At 67.1% G+C, this 19,005-nt stretch carries 17 protein-coding genes and 3 tRNA genes; 6 read left to right on the forward strand and 14 right to left on the reverse strand.

What is annotated here, in order from left to right; translation table 11 throughout:
* Positions 1-9: 9 nt before the first annotated feature.
* The 3 genes from EV655_RS11615 to EV655_RS11625 all read right to left on the reverse strand — a co-directional run bounded on the left by EV655_RS11615 (position 10) and on the right by EV655_RS11625 (position 4,038).
* Entirely contained in the window at positions 10-732 is a 723-nt protein-coding gene (locus EV655_RS11615) for a hypothetical protein (protein ID WP_132544993.1), read from the reverse strand.
* An 83-nt stretch (positions 733-815) separates the two neighbouring features.
* Positions 816-2,657 carry an ABCB family ABC transporter ATP-binding protein/permease gene (locus EV655_RS11620; RefSeq protein WP_132544995.1) on the reverse strand — a complete coding sequence of 614 codons (1,842 nt, stop codon included), beginning with the start codon at positions 2,655-2,657 and terminating at the stop codon, positions 816-818.
* A gap of 67 nt (positions 2,658-2,724) precedes the next feature.
* Complete coding sequence (locus EV655_RS11625) at positions 2,725-4,038, reverse strand: LysM peptidoglycan-binding domain-containing protein (RefSeq protein WP_132544997.1); 1,314 nt, start codon at positions 4,036-4,038, stop codon at positions 2,725-2,727.
* 91 nt (positions 4,039-4,129) lie between these two features.
* Here EV655_RS11625 and EV655_RS11630 point away from each other — a divergent pair, with 91 nt between their 5' ends.
* The gene (locus EV655_RS11630; RefSeq protein ID WP_132544999.1) at positions 4,130-4,687 is read left to right on the forward strand and encodes an LOG family protein; all 558 of its coding nucleotides are present in this window, start codon (positions 4,130-4,132) and stop codon (positions 4,685-4,687) included.
* On the opposite strand, the gene rarD is transcribed toward EV655_RS11630, so the two are convergent.
* Together rarD and EV655_RS11640 are read right to left on the reverse strand one after the other, a co-directional pair.
* Positions 4,624-5,568 (reverse strand): EamA family transporter RarD, encoded by a 945-nt coding sequence (gene rarD / locus EV655_RS11635; RefSeq protein WP_132545001.1) that lies wholly within the window; start codon positions 5,566-5,568, stop codon positions 4,624-4,626. The genes EV655_RS11630 and rarD overlap by 64 nt on opposite strands.
* A 1-nt stretch (position 5,569) precedes the next feature.
* On the reverse strand, positions 5,570-6,709 hold the full coding sequence (locus EV655_RS11640) for a pyridoxal phosphate-dependent aminotransferase (protein WP_132545002.1): 1,140 nt from the start codon (positions 6,707-6,709) through the stop codon (positions 5,570-5,572).
* A 60-nt stretch (positions 6,710-6,769) separates the two neighbouring features.
* On the opposite strand from EV655_RS11640, the gene EV655_RS11645 reads away from it, so the two are divergent.
* From EV655_RS11645 to EV655_RS11655, 3 genes are all read left to right on the forward strand, one after another.
* Positions 6,770-8,125 carry a M48 family metalloprotease gene (locus tag EV655_RS11645; RefSeq protein ID WP_132545004.1) on the forward strand — a complete coding sequence of 452 codons (1,356 nt, stop codon included), beginning with the start codon at positions 6,770-6,772 and terminating at the stop codon, positions 8,123-8,125.
* A 26-nt stretch (positions 8,126-8,151) separates the two neighbouring features.
* Entirely contained in the window at positions 8,152-8,853 is a 702-nt protein-coding gene (locus tag EV655_RS11650; protein ID WP_165905334.1) for a DsbA family protein, read from the forward strand.
* A 79-nt stretch (positions 8,854-8,932) separates the two neighbouring features.
* Positions 8,933-9,679: a DsbA family protein gene (locus EV655_RS11655; RefSeq protein ID WP_132545008.1), complete on the forward strand. Its 747-nt coding sequence runs from the start codon at positions 8,933-8,935 to the stop codon at positions 9,677-9,679.
* A 95-nt stretch (positions 9,680-9,774) separates the two neighbouring features.
* On the opposite strand, the gene ispG is transcribed toward EV655_RS11655, so the two are convergent.
* The 4 genes from ispG to EV655_RS11675 form a co-directional block, all read right to left on the reverse strand.
* Positions 9,775-10,911, reverse strand: a complete 1,137-nt coding sequence (ispG, locus tag EV655_RS11660; protein ID WP_132545010.1) for a flavodoxin-dependent (E)-4-hydroxy-3-methylbut-2-enyl-diphosphate synthase — start codon at positions 10,909-10,911, stop codon at positions 9,775-9,777.
* An 88-nt stretch (positions 10,912-10,999) separates the two neighbouring features.
* Positions 11,000-12,199: a helix-turn-helix domain-containing protein gene (locus tag EV655_RS11665; protein WP_132545012.1), complete on the reverse strand. Its 1,200-nt coding sequence runs from the start codon at positions 12,197-12,199 to the stop codon at positions 11,000-11,002.
* Positions 12,200-12,316: 117 nt separating this feature from the next.
* The gene (gene hemA, locus EV655_RS11670) at positions 12,317-13,540 is read right to left on the reverse strand and encodes a 5-aminolevulinate synthase (RefSeq protein WP_132545014.1); all 1,224 of its coding nucleotides are present in this window, start codon (positions 13,538-13,540) and stop codon (positions 12,317-12,319) included.
* A 457-nt stretch (positions 13,541-13,997) separates the two neighbouring features.
* Positions 13,998-14,534 carry a 5-aminolevulic acid synthase gene (locus EV655_RS11675; protein WP_132545016.1) on the reverse strand — a complete coding sequence of 179 codons (537 nt, stop codon included), beginning with the start codon at positions 14,532-14,534 and terminating at the stop codon, positions 13,998-14,000.
* Between the two features lie 176 nt (positions 14,535-14,710).
* Between EV655_RS11675 and EV655_RS11680 the strand changes: the two genes are divergently transcribed.
* Positions 14,711-16,084 (forward strand): M20/M25/M40 family metallo-hydrolase, encoded by a 1,374-nt coding sequence (locus tag EV655_RS11680; protein WP_132545018.1) that lies wholly within the window; start codon positions 14,711-14,713, stop codon positions 16,082-16,084.
* 43 nt (positions 16,085-16,127) lie between these two features.
* Here the strand turns inward: EV655_RS11680 and EV655_RS11685 are convergent, their stop codons facing one another.
* From EV655_RS11685 to EV655_RS11705, 5 genes are all read right to left on the reverse strand, one after another.
* Positions 16,128-16,349: an RND transporter gene (locus EV655_RS11685; protein WP_132545020.1), complete on the reverse strand. Its 222-nt coding sequence runs from the start codon at positions 16,347-16,349 to the stop codon at positions 16,128-16,130.
* Positions 16,350-16,377: 28 nt separating this feature from the next.
* A tRNA-Asp gene (locus EV655_RS11690) sits at positions 16,378-16,454 on the reverse strand.
* 29 nt (positions 16,455-16,483) lie between these two features.
* Positions 16,484-16,560: transfer RNA gene (locus tag EV655_RS11695), tRNA-Asp, on the reverse strand.
* A 100-nt stretch (positions 16,561-16,660) separates the two neighbouring features.
* Positions 16,661-18,358: an adenine deaminase gene (gene ade / locus EV655_RS11700; RefSeq protein WP_132545022.1), complete on the reverse strand. Its 1,698-nt coding sequence runs from the start codon at positions 18,356-18,358 to the stop codon at positions 16,661-16,663.
* A gap of 69 nt (positions 18,359-18,427) precedes the next feature.
* Positions 18,428-18,503 (reverse strand) — tRNA-Val (locus EV655_RS11705).
* Positions 18,504-18,661: 158 nt separating this feature from the next.
* Here EV655_RS11705 and EV655_RS11710 point away from each other — a divergent pair.
* The gene (locus tag EV655_RS11710) at positions 18,662-18,877 is read left to right on the forward strand and encodes a hypothetical protein (protein ID WP_132545024.1); all 216 of its coding nucleotides are present in this window, start codon (positions 18,662-18,664) and stop codon (positions 18,875-18,877) included.
* Positions 18,878-19,005: the final 128 nt, after the last annotated feature.

Below are 19,005 nucleotides of genomic sequence, written 5' to 3' on the forward strand. Positions count from 1 at the left end.
GCATGCGTGTTATTTTTTCCTTGCGATGGCCTCAAGGGCGGCAACCATTCGCATTTGAGGAGACTTACTCGCCCCAAGCCCTCGCAACTCGCGAACGTCGATAGTAAACTCGCTCCAGTATTTCCCGCCCGCGAGATCTTCATACGAAAGCCTCGCTTGAAAGGGTGGAAGCGGATGCGCCGGGAGCTCCCTATCGATCTGGCCAACCGAGCCTTGCCCCATCAGAAACCAGCCCAACGCGAAATCAAACTCCAAAGATTTACCCTGAAGGATAACAGAGATTGGGTGATGCGACTTAAATAAATGACGTAGATAATTTCGCTTCGAACGATCATTCTCTTCATCCTCGGGCTCATCAACATCGAGAAGGACATTTATCGCAGCGCCTGCACCCACGTTTGTCACATTAAAGGTAATCAACTCCCTCGCATCAGATCTTTGGCCGAGATGCACGATCAAGACCGGATCCGTTCCGGCTTCACGTGCCCTACGTTGCTCAAGAAGCGCATGAGCAGCAAAGTACGTTGAAGCTCCTGCAACAAGCAGCGAGATGATCAAAGGCGCAACAGAAATGTATTCCGATCGGTTCCTAGGCCCCCAGAAGAACTCAAACACGATAAACGAAAGAAGGACCCCCAATGCCCCAACGGTGACGCCCAGAGCCAGCCTTCCATCGCCCCTGAAAAATCCTCTGGGTTCATTCTTGTCATGTCTGATTGTATACTTGCCCATCTCTGATCAATAGCACATTGGCAAAAAAAGGCACAATGCCGGCATTTGGCCTCCAAGCCGACGCCACTTTCCGGGCATCCACCTCACGCCGCCTCCACGTCCTCGTCCTCGCCCGCCTGCTGGCGCTGCCACATCGCGGCATAGCGTCCGGCCCGGGCGACCAGAACCTCGTGCGATCCGCGCTCGACCACGCGGCCGTCCTCCAGCACCACGATCTCGTCGGCATCCACGATGGTGGACAGCCGGTGCGCGATGGCAATCACCGTGCGCCCCTCGCCCATCGCCTTGAGCTGGGCCTGGATGCCCGCCTCGGTCTCGCTGTCCAGCGCCGAGGTCGCCTCGTCCAGCAGCAGGATCGGCGGGTTCTTCAGCAGCGTGCGCGCGATCCCCACGCGCTGCTTCTCGCCGCCCGACAGCTTCAGCCCGCGCTCGCCCACCAGCGTGTCATAGCCCCGGGGCAATCCCGCGACGAAATCGTGGATCTTGGCCGCGCGCGCCGCGGCCTCGATCTCGTCGCGGCTGGCCCCGGGACGGCCATAGGCGATGTTGTAATAGATCGTGTCGTTGAACAGCACCGTGTCCTGCGGCACGACCCCGATCTGCGCGTGCAAGGACTCCTGCGTCACCTCGCGCAGGTCCTGCCCGTCGATCAGCACCGCACCGCCGCTGACGTCGTAGAACCGGAACAGAAGCCGCCCGATGGTCGACTTGCCCGCCCCGGACGGGCCCACGATGGCGACCTTGCGGCCGGCGGGAACCTCGATCGTCACCCCCCGCAGGATCACCCGGTCGGGATCATAGCCGAACCGCACATCGCGGAACGCGACCGTCCCGCCCGTGACCCGCAGCGCCTGCGCGCCGGGCTTGTCCACCACCTCGGCGGGCTGTTCGAGCAGGTCGAACATCTCGGCCATATCGACCAGGCTCTGGCGGATTTCCCGGTAGACCGTGCCCAGGAAATTCAGCGGCATGGTGATCTGGATCATGTAGGCGTTGACCATCACGAAATCGCCCACGGTCAGCCGCCCCGCCTGCACCCCCATGGCCGCCATCACCATCACCGCGATCAGCCCGCCGGTGATCAGCAGCGCCTGTCCGAAATTCAGGAAGGCCAGCGAATACGAGGTCTTGATCGCCGCCGCCTCGTAACCCTCCATGGCGCGGTCATAGCGCTGGGCCTCGCGCGCCTCGGCGCCGAAATACTTGACGGTCTCGAAGTTCAGCAGACTGTCGATCGCCTTCTGGTTGGCATCGGTGTCCTGGTCGTTCATCTCGCGGCGGATCTTCACCCGCCATTCGGTGACCTTGAAGGTGAACTGGACATACAGCGCGATCGTCACCGCGACGACGGCCAGGTACCAGAACCCGAAGGCAAAATAGAAGATTGCACCGACCAGGGCCAGCTCGATCACCAGCGGACCGATCGAGAAGACGAGGAACCGCAAGAGGAACTCGACCCCCTTCACCCCCCGTTCGATGATTCGCGACAGCCCGCCGGTCTTGCGGGTGATGTGGTAGCGCAGGCTCAGCCGGTGGATATGGGTAAAGGTTTCCAGCGCGAGGCGGCGCAACGCCCGCTGCGCCACGCGGGCAAAGATCGCGTCGCGCAACTGCTGAAAGCCGGTATTCATCAGCCGCGCCATGCCATAGGCGACGGTCAGCCCCACCGCGCCCACGGCCAGGAACATCGCGTCGGTGCGCGCCTCGCCCGTCAACGCATCCACCGCCGCCTTGTAGAAGAAGGGCGTGATGACAGCGACAACCTTGGCCAGGACCAGCACCAGAAGCGCCAGCACGACGCGCCGTTTCACCCATCCCTGCCCCTCGGGCCAGAGATAGGGCGTGACCTTGCGAATCGTGCGCATGCCGCTCTTGCGGTCGAGTTGCGAAAGATCGGCTGTCGTGGGGCGGCGTCCGCGGCGCATGGCTGGGGTCCGGTTCAGGAAACCGTACAAACCTAATGCCTGGGACAGGGAAAGACCAGTGACCAGGTCACTCGGGCAGGTCGAACACCTGGCCGGGATAGATCAGGTCGGGGTCGCGGATCTGTGTGCGGTTGGCGCTGAAGATCTTGACGTATTGAAAGCCGCTGCCATAGGCGCGGTCGGCGATCCCCCAAAGGGTAAACCCCGGCTGCACGGTGATCACGCGCGCCGCGGCCTCGCGGCCAGCGCCGTCCTTGTCCCCCTCGGATGCCGCGGCGGCGATCTCTTCGGCGGGTTCGCGCTGGAACGGGGTTTCGAACCGGGCGGCGACGCCGCCCTCGGGCGTAACAAGATCGGCGCGCAGGGTGTAAAGGCCGGGCGCCACGCCATCAAGGCGCTGGCGCCAGCGCCCCGCCGCATCGATCCGCGCCCCGGCGACGGCGGCATTGTCCAGATAGAGCCGCAGCGCCCCCCCGGCCTCGCCCCGGCCTGCAAGGACGACCGCCCCCCGGGCGTCGTACGAGATCGCCTCGATCAGCAGACCCGGCTTTCCGGGCGGCAGGTCGCCCTCGGGCGCCTGCAGCACGCGCACGCCGCCCGCGTCGGACAGCAGCACCGCCGGAAGGCCGGGCGCGGCATCCGCCGCGGCGGCCTCGGCGGACGGGACCGGGCCTGTTTCGACCCCGGCCCCCTCGGTCGCTGCAACCGTGTCCTGGACATCCTCGCCCGGAACGGCGGGTGGCGGCTCTGCCGAAGTCGGCGCAGGCGCGGCGATCTCGGCCCCAGCGGGGTCGGGCGCAAGGAACACGGTCGCGGACGAGGCGATCCTGCGGCCGTCCGCCAGATCCATTCGCAAGGACAGGGCGCGGGGCACGCTGGCCAAGGGCAGGTCAAGAAACAGCGTGAACGCTCCATCCGCGCCCACCTCGGCACGCGCGCCCTCGCGGCCCTCGATCAGCAGGACCACCGCGCTGCCGGGCTCGGCACGGCCTGCCACCAGAGCCGCCCCCCCGGGATCGACGCGGACGAGGTCGAAGACCGGGGGCTCTGGCAGCGCGGCGGCCGGTTCAGGCGTGGCCGGGGCATCGCCCTCTGCGGTCTGCGCCGCCCGGTCCGCGGGCGGCTCGTCGGCCATCTTGTCCGGGGCATCCGCCAGCAGTGTCGCATCATTGTCGGAACCGACCGCGGGGGCGGGCATTGCGGCCTGCTCTGCCCCTTGCGGCGGCAGGGCACCCTGCTCGGGTACACCCTGTACCGGGGCGGGCGTGTCGCGCGCGCGGTCCCGGTTGAGAAACCAGTTCAGCACCATCAGAACGATCAGGATCTCGCCCCCGATCAGGATCCAGGTCCACAGGCCCCATTTCCGCTTGCCGTCCGACATGGCCCTTCCTCTCGGCGCCGCCCCTTGCGCTTGCGGGACCATAGCAACCCCGTTATCACGGGTCCAGAAATCCCACGGTCAAAGCTCCCCCATGATCGCTCGTCCTCCTTCCGTCTGCGTCTTCTGCGGCTCGCGCGACGGCCGCGACCCCGCCCATGCAGCCGAAGCCGAGGCGTTCGGGCGCGCGCTGGCCGAGGCGGGCTGGCGGCTGGTCTACGGCGCCGGAGACGTGGGGCTGATGGGCCGCGTGGCGCGGTCCGCGCAGGCGGCCGGCGGCCAGACCTTCGGGGTGATCCCCGTGCATCTGTTCGATCGCGAGGTGGGCAAGCGCGACCTGACCACCTTCGTCGTCACCGAGAACATGCACGAGCGCAAGAAGGTCATGTTCATGAACTCGGACGCGATCGTGGTCCTGCCGGGCGGCGCGGGGTCGCTGGACGAGTTCTTTGAGGTGCTGACCTGGCGCCAGCTTGGTCTGCACGTCAAGCCGATCTTCCTGCTGTCGACCGACGGGTTCTGGGCGCCGCTGACCGCGCTGATCGACCATTTCATCGCCGAGGGCTTTGCCGACGCCAGCTTGCGCGACTATGTCCGCGTCGTGCCGGACGTTCCGGCGCTGCTGGCTGCCCTGCGCGCCGCTCTTTCCTGACGCAGGCTTTCAGCCGAATACAGCGCCAGCGCGGCCCAGATCAGGGCAAAGGCCAGCCCGTGCCATTGTGTGAACGCCTCGCGGAAAACAAGCGTTGCAACAAGGAATTGCAGCGTGGGGTTGATGTAGCCGACCAGCCCCACCGTGGCATAGCTGACCCGTTTGGCGGCATAGGAGAACAGGATCATCGGCGTCGCCGTCAGAGGCCCCGAGACCATCAGCATCAGGCTGTCCGACAGGTCATGGCCAAAGGCGCCCAGATTGCGGCCCGTCAACCCGGCCCAGCCGTGCACATGCACGCCCCAAAGCCAGACCAGGGCCAGCGGCGCCAGCAACAGCACCTCGGCGGTCACCGAGACGACCGGACCCGCGGGCAGGCCCCGCTTGATCAGACCGTAAACCCCGAACGTGCCGGCTAGCGCCAGCGAAATCCAGGGCGCGACGCCAAGGCCCCAGGTCAGCCCCCCGACAGCCACGCAGGCCAGCGCGACGGCCGCCCATTTCCCGGCCGAATGCCTCTCGCCGAGAAACAGAAAGCCCAGCGCCACGGCGACCAGCGGGAAGATGTAGTAGCCAAGCGAGGCCTCGACCGCGTGGCCGATCTGGATCGACAGGATGAACAGGAACCAGTTGGCCGAGATCATCAGCGCGGCCAGCGCCACCGCCGCCAGGGCGCGCGGCCGGACGATCAGCCGGCCAAGCTCGCCCAACCGCCCCTGCCCGGCCAGCACCAGCCCGAAGAACACCAGCGACCACAGCGTGCGGTGACCCAGCACCTCCTCCGGGGGCACATGGGACAGGAGCTTGTAGTACATCGACGAGAGGCCCCAGATCACGCAGGCGCCCGCCATCGCAAGGATGCCCTTCCTGGCCTCCTCCACCTCAGCGCGCCGCCATGAACCGGGCGAGGCGGGCCAAGCCCTCCTCGATATCGGCGGTCGAGCGCGCATAGGAAAAGCGCAACGTTCCCTTGCCTCGCACCGGGTCGAAATCCAGCCCCGGGGTGACCGCGACGCCCGCCTTTTCAAGGATCTCGGCGGCAAAGGCGCGGCTGTCATCGGTCAGGTCCGACACGTCGGCATAGACGTAGAAGGCGCCATCGGGCGGCGCGATCCGGGCGAAGCCCGCCTTGGGCAGCCCCTCCATCATCAGCGCGCGGTTCCGGCGGTAGACCTCCATGTTCGCCTGCAATTCATCCGTGCAATCAAGCGCGGCCAGCGCCACGACCTGGGAGGCGTGCGGCGCGCAGATGAACAGGTTCTGCACCAGCCGCTCGATCCGGCGGATGTGATCCTCGGGCACGACCATCCAGCCGACGCGCCAGCCCGTCATCGAGAAATACTTGGAGAACGAGTTGATGACATAGGTCTGATCGGTGATTTCCAGCGCGGTGACCGCTTTGCGTTCGTACTCGATGCCGTGATAGATCTCGTCCGAAATGAAGGCCGCCCCGCGGTCCGCACAGGCCCCGATCAGCGCGCCCAGCGCGTCGTGGTCCAGCATCGTGCCGGTGGGATTGGCAGGCGAAGCCACCAGCAGACCGTCCAGTTTGGAGGGCAAGTCCCCGGGCACCGGCTGGAACCGGTGCTGTGCCTCGGTGCCGATCATCACGGTTTCCAGCCCCAGCGCCTGAAGGATCGCCTTGTAGGACGGATAGCCCGGCGCCCCGATCCCGACCCGGGCGCCCACGTCGAACAGCGAGGTAAAGGCCAGTGTGAAACCGCCCGAGGACCCGGGCGTGATCACCACCCGCTCTGGGTTCAGGTCGACGCCATACCACTCGCCATACAGCCGCGCGATGCGGGCGCGCAGTGCAGGCAGGCCCAAACCCACCGTATAGCCCAGCGGCCCCGCCTCCATCGCCTTCGCCAGGGCCGCGCGGGCAGCGGCGGGGGCGGGCGTGCCGGGCTGGCCGACCTCCATGTGGATGATCCGGGCGCCTTGCGCCTCGGCACGCGCGGCGGCAGCCATCACGTCCATCACAATGAAGGGATCGACATCGCCGCGGCTTGAAACCCTCATGCCCGTCTCCTTAGGGTGCCCGTCATGCGGGCTTTCTTCCAGCGCAGGGGGGCGAGGTCAATGGCAGCCATCGGGCGGGTCCGTGTGTGCGGGGTGTTCCTTGTGCTGGCACTTGCCGTCATTGCCGTTCTGGCACCTGTTGCGGCCCGCGCGCAGAACCTGATCCGCGACGCCGAGATCGAATACGCGCTGCGCCAGCTGACCCGGCCGCTGGCCGCCGAGGCGGGGATCAGTGCCTCGGCGATCCGGGTGATGGTGATCGACGACAACACGATGAACGCCTTCGTCCTCGACGGGCAGACGGTGATGATCCACTCGGGCCTTCTGCTGCGGCTCGACAACGCCCAACAGGCCCAGGCGGTGATCGCGCACGAACTGGCCCATATCGCGAATGGCCACATCACGCGTCGACTGGCGAACCTGCGCGGCGCGAATTCGGCCGCGGCGATGGGGTTGTTGATGTCGATGGCGGTCGCGGCGTCGGGCAATGCAGAAGCGGGCGTCGGACTGGCCATGGGCACCTCGTCTTCCGCGCAGCGTCTGTTCTTCGCTCATACCCGGGCCGAGGAATCCTCGGCCGACCAGGCGGGCGCGCGCTACATGGCACGGGCCGGCGTCGACCCGCAGGCGATGGTGGACGTCCTCGACCTTTTCCGCGGGCAGGAGGCGCTGAGCGTCACCCGGCAGGATCCTTACGTGCGCACCCACCCGCTGACGGCCGACCGGCTGCGCGCGGCCAAGGGCTTTGCCGCGGCCTATGGGGGCAAGGCTGCAATGGACACGGCCGCCGAATACTGGTTCGCCCGCGCCAAGGGCAAGCTGGGCGCCTTCCTGCAAAGCCCGCGCTACACCCTGCGCAAGGCCGCACGCGACGGATCGGACGTGGGCGTGATGCGGCGCGCGATCGCCCACCATCGCACGCCCTCGACCGAGAAGGCCCTGGCCGAGATGGCCCGGCTGGAAGCCCAGCGGCCGAACGACGCCTTCGTGCAGGAACTGAAGGGCCAGATCCTGCTTGAATCGCGACGCTTCGGTCCGGCGGTGAACGCCTATGCCCGCGCCGTCGCGCTGGCCCCGAACGAACCGCTGATCCTCGCGGGCCACGGAAGGGCGCTGCTCGCGCTCGACACGGCAAATGGCAACCGTCAGGCGCTGGCGGCGCTGGAAAAGGCACGCGCCCGGGATCCGTTCGACCCGCGGATGCTGCGCGATCTGTCGGTCGCCTATGCGCGGGCGGGCAACAACGGCATGGCCTCGCTGGCCACGGCGGAGCGCTACGCGATCGGCGGCAGGATGGACACGGCCGCCGTCCACGCCCGGCGCGCGGCCGGGCTGTTGCCGCGGGGCGCGCCGGGCTGGCTGCGGGCACAGGACGTGCTGGCCGCAGCCGAGAACGCAGGACGCCGCAAGAAATGAAGGCGAGACGGATGATTCCTCTTGGTTTGGCGCTGGCTGCAGCGCCGGCCTATGCCGCTGGACTTGATCCGGCGCAAAGGGCGGCGTTCCGCGCCGAGGTGCGGGCCTATCTGCTGGACCATCCCGAGGTGATCGACGAGGCGCTGGCCGCCGCAGAGGCGCGCCGCTACTCCGATGCCGTCGCGGACGACCTCGCCCGGATCGAGGCGCACCGGGTGGCGCTGTTCCACGATCCCGCCGACTGGTCAGGCGGCAATCCGACGGGTGACGTAACGCTTGTAACCTTCGTCGATTACGGCTGCGCGACCTGCGGCCCGGCGCTGGCGGCCGCACGGGCGCTGGCCGACAGCGATCCCGGGTTGCGCCTTATCGTCAAGGATGCCCCCGCACCGGGCGCCGACCGGGCCGCCCGTTTCGCGCGTGTGGTCCTTGTCCTTGCCGGGCCCGATGCCTACCGGCGCGCGCAGGATGCGCTGTTCGCCGCACCCGATGCGGCCCCCGCCACGCTCGATGGGATCGCCCGCGCACTCGGCCTCGATCCCGCCGGGGTGGCCCGGCGGATGGACGACCGCGCCATCGCCGCCGCGCTGGCCGCCAATCGCGGGCTCATGCGTGATCTCGACCTGGGCCCGCCGCCCGCCCATGTGTTCGAGCGAACCCTCATCCGGGGCGACCTGCCCGAGGCCGCGCTGGCCGCCATCGCGACCGCCATGCGCCGCAAGAATTGACCAAGGCAAGGGAAATTGGCCATTGGCCCCGCGCGCGGGATGTGCTGGAAGAAGGACAACCCATGATGGAGACTGACCGATGACCCGCCTGCCCGCCGCCGCCCTGATGACCCTCGGCCTCGCGCTGCCCGCCCAGGCCTTCGACGTGGCCACGATGACCGCAGCCGAGCGCGAGGCGTTCCGGGCCGAGGTGCGCAGCTACCTAATGGACAATCCCGAAGTGCTGATGGAGGCGATCGGCGTGCTGGAACAGCGCCAGGCCGAGGCGCAGTCTGCAAATGACGTGGCCCTCGTCCAGGTCAATGCCGACGCGCTGTTCCGCGATGGCCAATCCTGGGTAGGCGGCAACCTCGACGGCGATATCACGCTGGTCGAATTCATCGACTATCGCTGCGGCTATTGCCGCAAGGCCCATGACGAGGTCGCGGAACTCGTGTCGAGCGACGGCAATATCCGCTTCGTGGTGAAGGAATTCCCGATCCTCGGCGACCAGTCGGTGCTGTCCTCGCGCTTTGCCATCGCGACGCTGCAACTGGCAGGGGGCGATGCCTACAAGCGCGTGCATGACGCGCTGATCACCTTCCGGGGCAACGTGACCGAGGACGGCCTGAAATCGCTGGGCGACTCGCTGGGGCTGGACAGTGCGGCGATCATGGGCCGTATGAACGCGCCCGAGGTCGATGCCGTGATCGCCGAGAACCAGGGTCTTGCCCAGCGGTTGCAGATTTCTGGCACCCCGACCTTCGTGGTCGAAACGCAGATGCTGCGGGGCTACATGCCGCTCGAGGGGATGCGCCGGATCGTGGACGAGGTTCGGGCCAACTGACGCAAACGGCGACTGAATCAACCCGGACAGGAAGGGTCCAGTTTTCCTGTCCGGCCTGACGGCAAGATCTTTTTGCCCGTTGAAGCGGCGGCGCGCTACTCGGCCGCCTCGGCCCCTGATGCCGCAAGCGCCGCCTCGATCTCGGCGGCCTTCTTCTCAACCTGCGCGACGATGTGGTCGACCATCTCTTCGTTCGAGATGCGGTGGTCCTGCTTGCCTGCGAGATAGACCATCCCGTTGCCAGCCCCACCCCCGGTAAAGCCCACATCCGTCATCAGTGCCTCGCCCGGGCCGTTCACCACGCAACCGATGATCGACAGGCTCATCGGCGTCTTGATGTGTTCCAGCCGTTTTTCCAGGGCCTCGACGGTCTTGATCACGTCGAAACCCTGCCGCGCGCAGGACGGGCAGGAAATGATGTTGACGCCCCTGTGGCGCAGGCCCAGCGCCTTGAGGATCTCGTAACCGACCTTGACCTCTTCGACCGGGTCCGCCGACAGCGACACGCGGATCGTGTCGCCGATCCCCATCCACAGCAGGTTGCCAAGCCCGATCGCCGACTTGATCGTGCCCGACACGAACCCGCCGGCCTCGGTGATGCCCAGATGGATCGGCGCATCCGTCACCTCGGCGATGCCCTGGTAGGCGGCTGCGGCGAGGAACACGTCCGACGCCTTGACGCTGATCTTGAACTCGAAGAAGTCGTTGTCTTCGAGGATGCGGATATGTTCCAGCGCGCTCTCGACCATCGCTTCGGGGCACGGCTCGCCATACTTGTCGAGCAGGTGCTTTTCCAGCGACCCGGCGTTGACGCCGATCCGCATGGAACAGCCGTGGTCGCGGGCGGCCTTGATGACCTCGCGCACGCGGGTCTCGTCGCCGATATTGCCGGGGTTGATGCGCAGGCAGGCGGCGCCCGCCTCGGCGGCCTCGATGCCGCGCTTGTAGTGGAAATGGATGTCGGCCACGATCGGCACCGGGCTTTCGGCAACGATCTCCTTCAGCGCGCGGGCACTGGCCTCGTCAGGCACCGAGATGCGGACGATGTCGGCGCCTGCCTCGGCCGCGCGCAGAACCTGCGCGATGGTGCCCTTGACGTCGGTCGTGACCGTATTGGTCATGGTCTGGACCGAGATCGGCGCATCCCCCCCTACGGCGACGGGGCCGACATGGATCTGGCGGGACTTGCGGCGGTCAATTTGGCGCCACGGGCGCGCTGCGTGCAAAGACATCGGGGTTTCCTGTCCGGCGTAGGCTGGTTTCGCATTATGGATAAAGGATTGCCGGGCTCTGCGCAACGCGCGCCCTGTCGCGCTCGCGTCATTGCGACCCGGCACCAGCCTCGTTCTGCGCCAGCGCAACCGCAAGATCGGGATCGGCCGCGACATCGGCCAGCTGGAACCGCCCCTTCAGGGCATCGGCCGACAATTCGATGTTCTTGGCGACCTGGGCCCCCGGCGCGGCGGGCCCGTAGGTCTGGCCATTCACCGCAAAATAGACCGCTCCCGAATTGCCCGCGCGCAGCGTCGGCGCCTGGTCGGTTTCGGGCAGCACATAGCTTTCGCCGGCGTCGAGGATCTTTTCGAACAGCACCGATCCGTCGGCGGCGGACACGCGCACCCAGGCGGGCCGGGCGGCGATGATCGCCAGTTCAGGCAGGCGCGCCGCGGCCACGACCTGTACGGGCGCGGGCATGCCGGGCTGGGCCTCCGGCGCGACGGCGGTCGCGGCCGTGGCAAGGCGGTGATTGTCCGGGCGGTCCGAAACCAGAACCCCGATCTCGCCGGGGTCGAGCGTGGCAATCGGTCCGTCGCGCGGGACCATCACAGGCCGGTCCAACGCCTGGGGACGATAAAGGCGGTCCAGCGCCTCGGTCGTCGGCGGGGTGACGGGCGCCTCGGCAATCACGGTCTGATCGGCGGCGGCCAGCGGATCCACATCGGCCAGAAGCCCGGGCTGCTGATCCAGCGGCGACAGCCTGACCTGCTGGATCTGCTGCAACACCGTCCAGCCGCCATAGCCCAGAACCGCCATCAGCCCCAGAAGCACGGTCAGGGAGCCGATCGCCCCGGGCTCGATCCGGGACAGGAATGCCTCGCCGCGCGGGACGAAGATCGCGTTCGGGTCGGCCAGCGGATCGCGCCCTTCTGTGCCCTTGCGGCGCGATGGCGCGTTCGGCGCGGCCGCGGCCGCGTTCATCCCGTGGACAGTGGCGAAATTGCCCTCTTCGCAGAACCGCCGATAAGCCCATTCCGGGTCGAGCCCGAGATAACGGGCATAGGATCGCACGTAACCGGCGATAAAGCCCGGTGTCTCGAAGGCGGTGGGATCGGCGTTCTCGATGGCGGCGATGTAGGTGGCGCGAATCTTCAACTCGCGCTGGACGTCAAGCAGCGACTTGCCCAGCGTCGCCCGTTCGCCACGCATGACGTCTCCGAGGCGCAGTTCGTAGGCGTCGAACCCTTTGGGTATGCCTTGAGAGCCCTCAGCCGCAATGCGCGACTGCCTGCGCCTGATCATAAAAACCGCCCCGTGCCTGCCTTTGTTTCCCAAGGTAGAACGGCGATCCCCGGGAATCGCCGTCCTTCTCTGCAAACATTATCACAAGCCCGGGAGCGCTGCACCCGCAGAACTGTGTCAGGCCGTAAGCTCGGCGCGATTCAGCGCACAGTGCGACCAGTACTCGTCCATCGCGCGGACCAGCACATCCATCTGCTCTTGCGTGTGCACCGGCGAGGGCGTGAAGCGCAGCCGCTCGGTACCGCGGGGCACCGTGGGGAAGTTGATCGGCTGCACATAGATCCCGAAATATTCCAGCAGCCTGTCCGAGATCAGCTTGGTGTGGACCGGATCCCCGACGATCACCGGCACGATATGGCTGCCGTGGTCGATGACCGGCATCCCAAGCCCCTTGAAACGGGCCTTGAGGACGCGCGCGCGGTCCTGGTGCTTCTCGCGCAGCGAACTGGCGGATTTGAGATAGCGCACCGAAGCCGCAGCACCGGCCGCAACCGCGGGAGGCAGCGAGGTGGTGAAGATGTAGCCCGGCGCATAAGAGCGCACGGCGTCGCACATCTTGGCCGAGGCCGCGACATAGCCGCCGAACACGCCATAGGCCTTGGCGAGCGTGCCGTTGATGATGTCGATGCGGTGCATCAGGTTGTCACGCTCGGCCACGCCCGCGCCGCGGGGGCCGTACATGCCGACCGCATGCACCTCGTCGATATAGGTCAGCGCGCCGAACTCGTCGGCCAGATCGCAGATCGCCTCGATCGGGCCGAAATCACCGTCCATCGAATAGACCGACTCGAAGGCGATCAGGATCGGCCGCCCCTTTTCGATCCTTTCAAGGATTTCGCGCAGATGCGCGACATCGTTGTGGCGGAAGATGTGCTTGTCGCAATTGCCGCGGCGGATGCCCTGGATCATCGAGGCATGGTTCAGTTCGTCCGAGACGATCACGAGGTTCGGGAACAGGACCGGCAGCGTCGAGAGCGTCGCGTCGTTGGCCATGTAGGCCGAGGTGAACAGAAGAGCGGCCTCCTTCTGGTGCAGGTCCGCGAGTTCGGCCTCGAGCTGCTTGTGATAGATCGTGGTGCCCGAGATGTTGCGCGTGCCGCCCGACCCGGCGCCGGCGGCGCTCAGCGCATCCTGCATCGCGTCCAGAACGATCGGATGCTGGCCCATGCCGAGATAGTCGTTGCCGCACCACACGACGATGTCCTGACGGCCGCCATCGGGGCGGCTCCAGACGGCCTCGGGGAAATTCCCCTTCCGGCGCGCGATGTCGATGAAGGTACGGTAGCGGCCTTCATCGTGCAGCCGGTTGATGGCCGTGTCCAGTGCTGCGGTATAATCCACCGGGTCTCTCCTTCGCTTTCGGGCCCCGAAGGGCCGCTGGTCACCCGGCGATCGTTCCCCGCGGCGCGGGAGCCGTCCGGGTCCTCCGTTTTGTTCGGGTGCCTCGCGGCGCCCACCCATGGCGTCTTGCGTGTCCCGCTCCCGGGATCGCGCTGTGGCGCCGCTCCTCTTTTCCCTGCGCGTCTTTCTTAGTCGAAAAACGCTGCCTGTCTAAGCGGGATGGCGCGAATTTGACCGATCTTTTGCGGTCGATCGCCACATTCCACCCGCCCTGCGTTCCGATCGGAAACATCTGCCTTGCCAGGCCGCACAGCATCTGGAATACGGCGCGATTCCGCCTTTCGGGTGGTCCGCGCGTCCCACGTCTTCCTTTTGTTACCGCCACACAGCATGGACAGACTTTGACCTCTGTCAAGGAAAACTGACATAATTGCTGTCAGGCAAACTGGACACCTGGCTAGCGATCGGCGATGACCACGCGGCAATCGTCGCGTTTCGACTGCCGGGCGCAGCTTGCAACCGCATCGCGTTCGGCCTCCGGTCCCGACGCGACGGCCCAGATGCCGGTCCCGGACGAGATGGCCATCGCCTTGCGGCCCTTGGCCGGGCGGTACTGCTTGCGTACCCCGTCGCTGGCCGCCGCGCTGAGGCTGATCCGGCGCGGCTCCCAGCCGATCGGACGGATTTCGGCAACGACCACGCAAGGCTTGCCGCCCTTTCGAGCCGAATCGCAGGCCTTGACGGCCGAGGCGCCCGCCGACGCGACATCATGGTAGTTCGCCGCTGCGACGGTGGCCTCCGAGACCAGCCCTTCGGAGGGGGCCGCGGCGATGGCGCCGTAATATTGCTGCTGCCGCGCGGCGAATTCGAGCGCGGTCAGATCCTTCTCGGACAGGAAATCGTGCCGCATCAGCGTGATCTCGACCCCAGACGGGTCGAAAAGCTGCGCCCGTGCCGTCCGCCCGTCAAGCGGCTCGGCCAGCGCGGCCCCCATGCAAACCGAAACCGCAATTGCCCCCAGGACTGCCCTGTGCGCCCGCATCTCACCCTCCGAAACCGACCTGCTCGTACCCGAGCCTAGCGCGGCCCCACGGCCCCCGCCACCCCTCTGGACAGCGCCCGCCCCCCTGTTAGGCTTGCCCTGACCTTGCCCGAAGCGGAGCCCGCCCCATGACCCTCGACGCCGTCCTGTCCCGAATCGACGCCGACCTGCCGCATGCGATCGACCGGCTGATGGCGTTGATGCGCATCCCCTCGATCTCGACCGATCCGGCCCATGCGACCGACTGCGCCGCTGCGGCCGACTGGCTGGCCGAGGATCTGCGCGCCATCGGCTTTGACGCGCGGCCCTGTGCGACGCCCGGCCACCCTATGGTGCTGGGCCATGGCGGCGAGACCGGCCCGCATCTGCTGTTCTACGGCCATTATGACGTGCAGCCCGTCGACCCGCTGGCGCTGTGGCACCGCGATCCGTTCGAACCCGCGATCGAAGAGACCCCGCGCGGCCGGGTTATCCGCGGCCGTGGCGCCTCGGACGACAAGGGGCAGTTGATGACCTTTGTCGAGGCCTGCCGGGCCTGGAAGGCGGTTCACGGTACCCTTCCCGCCCGGATTACGATGTTCTTCGAGGGCGAAGAGGAATCGGGCTCGCCCTCGCTGGTGCCGTTCCTGAACGAGAACGCCGACGCGCTGAAGGCCGATATCGCGCTGATCTGCGATACCGGCCTGTTCGACGACACAACGCCCGGAATCGTCACAATGTTGCGCGGACTTCTGGGCGAAGAGGTCACGATCACCGGCCCCTCGAAGGACCTTCATTCCGGCATGTATGGCGGCGCGGCGATGAATCCGATCCGCGTGCTCGCCCGGATCATCGCGGCGCTGCACGATGCCGACGGCAGGGTGACGGTCCCCGGCTTCTACGACGGCGTGCCCGAACTGCCCGAAGAAGTCGCCCGGCAATGGCAGGGCCTCGGCTTCGACGCCGGGCGCTTCCTCGGCGAGGTCGGGCTGTCGCAGCCCGCGGGCGAAACCGGCCGCACGCCGCTGGAAATGATCTGGTCGCGCCCGACCTGCGAGGTGAACGGGATTTCCGGGGGCTATGAAGGCGCGGGGTTCAAGACCGTGCTGCCGTCCCGGGCCTCGGCAAAGATCAGCTTTCGCCTCGTCGGGCGCCAGGATCCGTTGAAGATCCGCGAATCGTTCCGCGCGATGGTGCGCGCGATGCTGCCCCCCGATTGCGAGGTCGAGTTCCACGGCCACGGCGCCTCGCCCGCCGCGCAGATGGCGATCGACGATCCCGCCTTCGAAAAGGCGCGCGCCGCGCTGTCGGCGGAATGGCCGAAGCCCGCCGCCTTCATCGGCAGTGGCGGTTCGATTCCCGTGGCGGGCCATTTCAAGAAGATTCTCGGCATGGATTCGATGCTGATCGGCTTTGCCCATGACGATGACGCGATCCACTCGCCAAACGAGAAATATGACGTCGAGAGCTTTCACAAGGGGGTCCGCAGCTGGGCCCGCATCCTCGCCGCGCTCTCGGGCTGAGCGCGGGCCGGGCCCGGCGCGTCCCGGCACGATGTGTCACCCCCTAGCGCCGCAGCGCCATCCGCCCCAGCTTGGCCAGCAGCAACAGCCACGGCGCGCCGTGCAGGCAAAGATCGAAGACATCGATCCCCCGGCGCAACTCGCCCGCTGCCAGCATCTTCAGCTTTTCCCAGACATGCGGCTCGGGCAGGAACGGCGCCAACCCCAGGCTCAGCGCCAGCACGATCGCCAGCGCAAGCGGCAGGTCGTCCAGGAAACGGGCCATCGGCGCTCCGGCGGTTCGTTCGGGAAAGTGGCGCGGTTGACGGGGCTCGAACCCGCGACCCCCGGCGTGACAGGCCGGTACTCTAACCAACTGAGCTACAACCGCGCATTGCGCTGGGCGGATCGGGAAGGCGGTGGCGCGGTTGACGGGGCTCGAACCCGCGACCCCCGGCGTGACAGGCCGGTACTCTAACCAACTGAGCTACAACCGCAGCGCCTTCCGGGCTTGCCCGGCGTGAGGAGCCTTTTAGGCGGGGCCATGGTCCGCGTCAAGCGCCTCGGACCGCGAATATCGAGCCCCGTCTACGCCGTTCAACCGATGAGTTCGAACCGCTCGACATCGACCAGTCCCCGGTCCGTGATCTTGAGCGCGGGAATCACCGGCAGCGCCAGAAAGGCCAGTTGCAGAAAGGGTTCTTCCAGCGTCACGCCCAGGCTGCGGGCGGCGGCGCGCAGGTGCTCAAGCCTCGCCTCGACCGCCTCGAACGGCTCCAGGCTCATCAGCCCGGCGACCGGCAAGGCCAGTTCCGCCAGCACGGCGCCGCCCTCTACCACGACGAATCCGCCCTCGATCTCGGTCAGGCGCGCGGCGGCTAGGGTCATATCGGCATCGTCGACCCCCACCACGACGATGTTGTGGTGGTCGTGACAGACGGTCGAGGCGATGGCGCCCGTCCCCAGGCCGAATCCCCGGACGAACCCGACGGCGATATTGCCGTTGATCCCGTGCCGCTCCACCACCGCGATCTTGGCCAGATCGCGGGCGGGATCGGCGCGTTTCTCACCATCCTGCGGGGCGATCACCTCGACCAGGTGCTCGGTCAGGATCTTTCCGGGCAGGATGCCGATCACATGGGTTTCGGCGATATTGGCGGCAGCGCGAAAGCTTTCGGCGGTCAGCGCAGGCGCGCGCACCGACCCGCGCCCCACCGGCGCAATCTGCTTGCGCGCATCGAAGGCCGCGTCGTCCACCACCCGCCCGCCTGCGATCACCAGTTCCGCCCGGCACTCGGCCAGATCGGGCAGCGCCACGATATCGGCCCGGCGCCCCGGCGCCACGAGCCCCCGATCCTTGAGCCCGAAAGCCTCGGCCGCCGACAGCGACGCCGCGCGGTAGACCGCCAGCGGGTCGCTCCCCTGCCCGATCATCCAGCGGATCATGTGGTCGAGATGGCCGTATTCCGCGATGTCCAGCGGGTTCCGGTCATCGGTACACAGGCACATATAGGGCGCGGTGCGTTCGCTCAGCAGCGGGCGCAGGGCTGCCATGTCCTTGCTGACCGACCCCTCGCGGATCAGCACGCGCATCCCCCGCTGCAACTTTTCCTTCGCCTCTTCGGCGCTGGTTGCCTCGTGCTCGGTGCGGATTCCGGCGGCAACATAGGCATTCAGATCACGCCCCGACAGCAGCGGCGCATGCCCGTCGACATGCCGCCCCCGGAACGCCTCGAGCTTGGCCAGAACGCCCGGATCACCCGCCAGCACACCCGGATAGTTCATCATCTCGGCCAGCCCGATCACCCGGGGGTGATCCATCAGCGCGGCCAGATCGCCGGCCCCGATCCGGGCGCCCGCGGTCTCCATCTCGGTCGAGGGCACGCAGGACGACAGGTTCACGCGGATGTCCATCACCGTGCGCGCCGCGGCGTCCAGGAAATAGGTGATCCCCGGCACGCCGATCACATTGGCGATCTCGTGCGGGTCGCAGATCGCGGTCGTGATACCCCGGGGGCACACACAGCGGTCGAATTCGAAAGGCGTGACCAGCGAGCTTTCGATATGCAGATGCGTGTCGATGAAGCCCGGAACCAGCGTCAACCCCGAGACGTCGATCACCTCGCGCCCCTCGTAGGCGGCGCCGATCCCCACGATGGTGTCGCCGCAGATCGCCACGTCGCCCGGAACGGTCTCGCCGGTCACAAGGTCCAGAACCTGCCCGCCCGTCAGCACCAGATCGGCGGGCACCGCACCCCGGCCCTGGGCGATGAGTTCGGCAAGCGGACGGGACATGGGCGACTCCTTGCGCAGGTGTTCGGATCAACCTCGCAAGGCCGGGTGACGGGATCAAGACGCACCGGGTGGTGGGCGATGAGAGACTCGAACTCCCGACATCCTCGGTGTAAACGAGGCGCTCTACCAACTGAGCTAATCGCCCGGCCCTTGCCGTTTAGCCCGGGCTCCGGCCGCACCGCAAGCCCTTCCGCCGGTGGGCGGCCCCCGTCAACCGCTTGTTAACCGTCATCGGGTTTCCTTGTCGGTGCCGCAATCCCGCCCCATTCACCGGGAATCCTCGCGGTCAGCAAGGAGTGGTCGATGGCTGTTGCGTTCGTTCTGTGTTCCATCCTGACCGGGGGTCTGTCGGCCGCCGTGGCGGCAATCATGTTCGACACCGGGTTCATGGTATCAGCCCTCGCCTACTGGCTTGGCGGAATGGCCGGCGCCTTCGCGCTGATCGCGCTGGCCGCGCTGCGGCCCGAGGCAACGTCCGCGCCCTGCCACTTCACCGATCCGTTCCACACCACCGTCTGATTCCGACAACAGCGAACCACCAGCCGGACGGCAGCCCGATCCTGGCGACCCGCACCCCGACCACGGCAATGATGTGGAAAGAGGGCATCCGGCCAGTCCGGAGCAGCAGGCACCCGTGCCGCGCCATG

The organism is Rhodovulum euryhalinum (assembly GCF_004342445.1).
Taxonomy (GTDB): domain Bacteria; phylum Pseudomonadota; class Alphaproteobacteria; order Rhodobacterales; family Rhodobacteraceae; genus Rhodovulum; species Rhodovulum euryhalinum.

Excerpts from the sequence above, each read along its gene's own strand:
- EV655_RS11615 (WP_132544993.1), bottom strand. The coding sequence starts at position 732 with ATGGGCAAGTATACAATCAGACATGACAAGAATGAACCCAGAGGATTT.
- EV655_RS11620 (WP_132544995.1), bottom strand. The coding sequence starts at position 2,657 with ATGCGCCGCGGACGCCGCCCCACGACAGCCGATCTTTCGCAACTCGAC.
- EV655_RS11625 (WP_132544997.1), bottom strand. The coding sequence starts at position 4,038 with ATGTCGGACGGCAAGCGGAAATGGGGCCTGTGGACCTGGATCCTGATC.
- EV655_RS11630 (WP_132544999.1), top strand. The coding sequence starts at position 4,130 with ATGATCGCTCGTCCTCCTTCCGTCTGCGTCTTCTGCGGCTCGCGCGAC.
- EV655_RS11640 (WP_132545002.1), bottom strand. The coding sequence starts at position 6,709 with ATGAGGGTTTCAAGCCGCGGCGATGTCGATCCCTTCATTGTGATGGAC.
- EV655_RS11645 (WP_132545004.1), top strand. The coding sequence starts at position 6,770 with ATGGCAGCCATCGGGCGGGTCCGTGTGTGCGGGGTGTTCCTTGTGCTG.
- EV655_RS11655 (WP_132545008.1), top strand. The coding sequence starts at position 8,933 with ATGACCCGCCTGCCCGCCGCCGCCCTGATGACCCTCGGCCTCGCGCTG.
- ispG (WP_132545010.1), bottom strand. The coding sequence starts at position 10,911 with ATGTCTTTGCACGCAGCGCGCCCGTGGCGCCAAATTGACCGCCGCAAG.
- EV655_RS11665 (WP_132545012.1), bottom strand. The coding sequence starts at position 12,199 with ATGATCAGGCGCAGGCAGTCGCGCATTGCGGCTGAGGGCTCTCAAGGC.
- EV655_RS11675 (WP_132545016.1), bottom strand. The coding sequence starts at position 14,534 with ATGGGGGCCGCGCTGGCCGAGCCGCTTGACGGGCGGACGGCACGGGCG.
- EV655_RS11680 (WP_132545018.1), top strand. The coding sequence starts at position 14,711 with ATGACCCTCGACGCCGTCCTGTCCCGAATCGACGCCGACCTGCCGCAT.
- EV655_RS11685 (WP_132545020.1), bottom strand. The coding sequence starts at position 16,349 with ATGGCCCGTTTCCTGGACGACCTGCCGCTTGCGCTGGCGATCGTGCTG.
- ade (WP_132545022.1), bottom strand. The coding sequence starts at position 18,358 with ATGTCCCGTCCGCTTGCCGAACTCATCGCCCAGGGCCGGGGTGCGGTG.
- EV655_RS11710 (WP_132545024.1), top strand. The coding sequence starts at position 18,662 with ATGGCTGTTGCGTTCGTTCTGTGTTCCATCCTGACCGGGGGTCTGTCG.